Origin of the sequence: Sporosarcina sp. ZBG7A, assembly GCF_000813425.1 — a bacterium.
Lineage (GTDB): Bacteria > Bacillota > Bacilli > Bacillales_A > Planococcaceae > Sporosarcina.
On sequence record NZ_JWIB01000048.1, the window covers coordinates 1 to 4,461 of the forward strand.

At 36.4% G+C, this 4,461-nt stretch carries 6 protein-coding genes; all 6 read right to left on the reverse strand.

Translation table 11 applies throughout. The annotated features are described in order from the left end of the window. Nucleotides 1–77 precede the first annotated feature (77 nt). Nucleotides 78–425, reverse strand: a complete 348-nt coding sequence (locus RL70_RS15145) for a hypothetical protein (protein ID WP_039044246.1) — start codon at nucleotides 423–425, stop codon at nucleotides 78–80. A gap of 378 nt (nucleotides 426–803) precedes the next feature. Then, nucleotides 804–1,001, reverse strand: coding sequence for a hypothetical protein (locus tag RL70_RS17950; RefSeq protein ID WP_156137991.1), 198 nt, complete (start codon nucleotides 999–1,001; stop codon nucleotides 804–806). A 139-nt stretch (nucleotides 1,002–1,140) separates the two neighbouring features. Beyond that, entirely contained in the window at nucleotides 1,141–1,548 is a 408-nt protein-coding gene (locus RL70_RS15155) for a hypothetical protein (RefSeq protein WP_039044248.1), read from the reverse strand. A 111-nt stretch (nucleotides 1,549–1,659) separates the two neighbouring features. Beyond that, complete coding sequence (locus tag RL70_RS15160; protein WP_039044249.1) at nucleotides 1,660–2,364, reverse strand: DUF5694 domain-containing protein; 705 nt, start codon at nucleotides 2,362–2,364, stop codon at nucleotides 1,660–1,662. 49 nt (nucleotides 2,365–2,413) lie between these two features. Then, complete coding sequence (locus RL70_RS15165) at nucleotides 2,414–2,980, reverse strand: hypothetical protein (RefSeq protein WP_039044250.1); 567 nt, start codon at nucleotides 2,978–2,980, stop codon at nucleotides 2,414–2,416. Between the two features lie 712 nt (nucleotides 2,981–3,692). Beyond that, complete coding sequence (locus RL70_RS15170) at nucleotides 3,693–4,136, reverse strand: GNAT family N-acetyltransferase (protein WP_197054131.1); 444 nt, start codon at nucleotides 4,134–4,136, stop codon at nucleotides 3,693–3,695. Nucleotides 4,137–4,461 lie beyond the last annotated feature (325 nt).

Here is a 4,461-nt window from a genome sequence, read left to right on the forward strand (position 1 = left end):
CTGGCCCTTTTGTTGAAAGAGGGCAGGTCCCAATTTCGGAATCGCACCCGATTGAAGGGGAGGTAACTCAATTACAATTAGAATATTAGGACGTGTTCCTGTCCAGTCATAAACATACTTAAACCAATCAACGAGAACACGATCCCTAAATAAAAGGGCCAAGGATTATCTTCCTTTTCTTTATCAAAAGTAAAAAACGTTACAATACAAAATAGTAAAGCTATAACAGGGATAAAACCATATGTAGGACCGAAAATGAACGCACTTGCACCAAGCATTAAACCTATAAGCCCATACGGATTTTGCGTTGTAGCACTATCTATTTGTTCCCTTTCTTTATCGGATATCCCTTCCCATTTATCTCCCCATATATCAATGTCTTTCATTCTGTTTAGGAAATCGATTACTTTTTTAAATGTATTCATGCACTTCTCCTATCCAAGAAAATGGCCCGTTTGAAGAACGAATCTTATTAGTGAATTGCCCCCGTTTATGAAAAGTATTAGAAGTTCTTTTACAAATTTCTGCTCATTCTATCATTTCCGGATTTGCTGTGAGGATGATTTTTCTTGTGATTTAAAAGCATTAAAAGTATCCCGATTATTGCAGTAATTAAAACTGGAAGAAACATTTTATTCATGAGACTGTAAAGCAGCACGACAATGAAAATTACAACGATTAAAGAGTGAAAGGCATAATACTTTTTCAATTTAATTACTCCTTTACTTCGTTTTTATCTGGCCATATTGCTTAACGAGGACGAATCCTTGTTTCAGAATTGTCCCCGTTTGCTCTATTGTCTATTATTTGTTGCTGCTAATTTTCTTTACATCAGAAACTCCTATTGTTCCACAAATTAGTACCCCTAAGCCAAAGAATCCTGCAAGTATCCAATTATGCCCCAAGTTGATGATCATACAATATAGACAAACTGCAGCAGTTATAAATGCTACATACTTATCTCGCCATTTATATGTTTTTGAAGGATTTCTATTGACCAAGAACTCATCTCCTCTCTTGGGTGCAATATTTCAAAATGGCCCTTTTGCTGAAAAGGGTGCAAATCCATGTTAAAGAACTGCCCCCTATTGGCGAATAAACGAATTCTAATCCTCAACTAATCTCCTAAGGATGTTCATCTCACTTTTCAAATCTCACTAATGTTTTAGGAGGGATTTCTATCTGTTCAAATTCTTTGAAATGAATAGGCAAGATTAATTCACCTTCTTTATTTTTACCTTCTTCTCCAATCCAGCAAGTATAAAATTCAAAATACTGACCTTTTTTTAGATAGTCGTTCATCATTTGACACAGCGCGATCAGTTTAGCTCTTGATTCATTATTCATTTGTTCATCTGTATATTTTGTAATCTCTATACCCCATAATCCCGAGATTTCATACACAAAAGAAGTGGAAAATTGCTTCTTCTTTACTACTTCTTTGTCAAACTCATCTGCATAGCTAGTTCCTACAAAAATTAAATCGGTTGATTCCTCATCACTAAGAGGGATTTCAATATTGCAACCTATATAACTTGCTAAACTCATATCTGTACTCCTCTTTTGTTGATGGACTATTAGATAACTAATATCACTTTCTGATCCGATTGCGATATAGAGCGATCACCTATTAAGCAATCGCCCCGATTCTTTAAGCACTCATTTATTTAGTATGGGTGTCCGCAAAAAAGGGTTAGTAACATTCCAGCCAATTCCTTCGAATAGTTTATTAAGCTGCCATAAATGATCACTGCCAATTAAAAGTAAAATTCGCTCTTCCAAACTGTTTGTTGAAATATCAACTATATTCTTAAATATCATCAATTCTCTTTCTGAAAACTTATTCAAAAAGTTAAATCCTATCATTTCTTTATTATCGCCTACTACATTAACCAGTGATATGTACATTCTTTCTGAACCCTTTATTGCATCTATATCGTTTAACTTTCTATAGGAATCAATTAACACAGAATCCGAACTAATCAATGGTGCATTACTAATCGTATCCTCCATTATTTTCAATACATCTGGATAAGAGTTTTGAATTTCCTGATTAAGAATTGTCATATCTTCTTGGGTTAACTGACCATTCCAATTAACAGCATATAATTTGTCATGCCTTAGATTTTGCGCTAGTCTAAAACCTATTTGCTGAATTTCACTTATTGCATAATGACCATTAAAATTTCTGTACTCATCATTAAGCTCGTTTTCCTCTTCGGTATCCCATTCCAATGCAATCTTAGTCGGATTATATGTAGCCAGGAAATCAACAAGTTCTTTGACTTCATCCTCTTTTTGCTGTATTAATTCTCCAACTTGTTCAAAGTGAAAAGTCCCCACGAGAACGATTTCTTTAACCAAAACATCCTACCTCCCTTTTTCTAAAAACTGGCCCGTTTGAAGAAGACTTTTATTCGTCTGAAGAGAATAACTCCTCAGATAGTCCGTTGTCTTCACCATATTCAAACTTGCCAATTTTACCATTCTCCTTAGTAGAGAACAGAACAACTCCCGATACATCTGCTGTCCTTTCTTTCTCACCATCTTTTGTATAACCGACAGTTGCAGTGAATGTATATCTGTTGGAATCCTTTTCAGGTTGTTTAACGACTGTGTCTTTCAAACTTAATTCGTAACCTGAAAATGCTGCCGCAGTAGGATATCTTAGCCCTTGTATTTGAAGAAATGGGACTAGATAATCTTCTGTAAAATAATCTCCATATATTTCTGTGATGTACTTATCGAACTTCTCATTGACCTGCTTACCATCCACAATCTTTGTGTTATCAGGATTATCAAGCAAATCCATCATCTTTTTATCAGGACCGTTGAACTGAAGCTTAATGACTTTTTCGACAATACCTAGATTGGGATCACTTGCGTCATCATTTGAACAGGCAGCGAGTAATCCCCCAGTAAGAAGCAAGATAAAACTAATAAATGACACTTTGAACAATTCCATTTTTTTATTTGACATAATATTTCCCTCCCTTGCTTTATTTACGCAATTCGTTTCTGTAAAGATTCAATTGTCATTACAAATCATTTTTTTTACTCATCCATTTGGCCCGTTTGATGAATGGACGCTTTATTTATAGTACACGCTGTTGCTTAGAGCGGAAGACGGACGACTCCGGAGGGATCAGCGTGCGCCTTGAGACCCCGCAGAGAGCGTTTTTTGCGACCGAGGAGGCTCAAGCCACGCCCCTCGGAAAGCGTTCCGTCTGGAGCGCAAAGCAACAATTTGCATACTAGATAGTGGCTTTATTGTTGTACAGGCTTCTTCTGCATATGCCCCCTATTGCTAGCGAATGATATGACTTCACTTTTTAGACTTAACCTTAACAAAATACATAACTACAACTATAATGAGTGAAGCTAATATGGAATAACATGCGAGACTAAAGAAAAAGTCTGGATAAGAAGCTTCTACAAATGAAGTCATGCCATTAACGTCCGTTGTACTTTTTGTTCTAGGTATAAGTACAAATTGCAATAAAAAAGAAATAATAAACGAATACACGGCTGTTTTCACTAAAAATTTCTCTACCTAAATCACCTACTAACATAATTAAGATTCTGGCCCATTTGCAGCACGGGTCTTATTCTTTTATTGCGCACGTTAGTGAAACAAGAACGCTTATGAAAAAATCGTATCTTTTTATGGAGATTAGTTCCATTTTATACACTTAAACATATTTTTCTGGTATGTACATCCGCATATAAATATAGCCATCTTCTATATCGTTTGAAAATTCAAAGCCTAAGTAGCTCCAAAATTTTTGTGCGGGTATATTTCCTAGATTAACTGGTAAGGAAATCCTAATTGCAATGTGTTCCTTGCACAAATATTCAACGCAAAGCTTAGCAGCTGCTGTTCCATAACCTCTTTTTTGAAAGCGGCTATCAATCATAAAATTTACGATTTGAGGGTTGTTTTCGACAATAAGCATTGAAACATAGCCCACCATCTCATTATCGGCATAGATTGCAAATGGGCGTGCATCATCACCAAATACCCACGCTTCGGCTAATGACCACGATACAGGATCTATAAAGTCCTCATTTGCATCCGTTATATTCAAGCTTAAACATTCTTGATAATTGTCCTGATTAATTGTTCTTAACTCCACCAAAAAATATCACCTTCCAAATATAGTTAAGGATGTTTAATGTAAATAATTCAACTTTTGAAAAGTTGAATTAGCAAGATTAATACAACAAAATGGCACGATTCTTGAATGCTCGCTTTATAATAACTACACTCCGTTGCTTGATGCGGAAGACGGACGACTCCGGAGGGATCAGCGTGCGCCTTGAGACCCCGGAGAGAGCGTTTTTCGCGACCGAGGAGGCTCAAGTCACGCCCCTCGGAAAGCGTTCCGTCTGGAGCGTAAAGCAACAAATTGCATGCTAGATAATGGCCCGATTCTGGCACAACTTTTATTCCGTTAATGC

Bases quoted from the DNA above. Each gene is read 5' to 3' on its own strand.
- RL70_RS15145 (WP_039044246.1), bottom strand. From the start codon at position 425: ATGAATACATTTAAAAAAGTAATCGATTTCCTAAACAGAATGAAAGAC.
- RL70_RS15155 (WP_039044248.1), bottom strand. From the start codon at position 1,548: ATGAGTTTAGCAAGTTATATAGGTTGCAATATTGAAATCCCTCTTAGT.
- RL70_RS15165 (WP_039044250.1), bottom strand. From the start codon at position 2,980: ATGTCAAATAAAAAAATGGAATTGTTCAAAGTGTCATTTATTAGTTTT.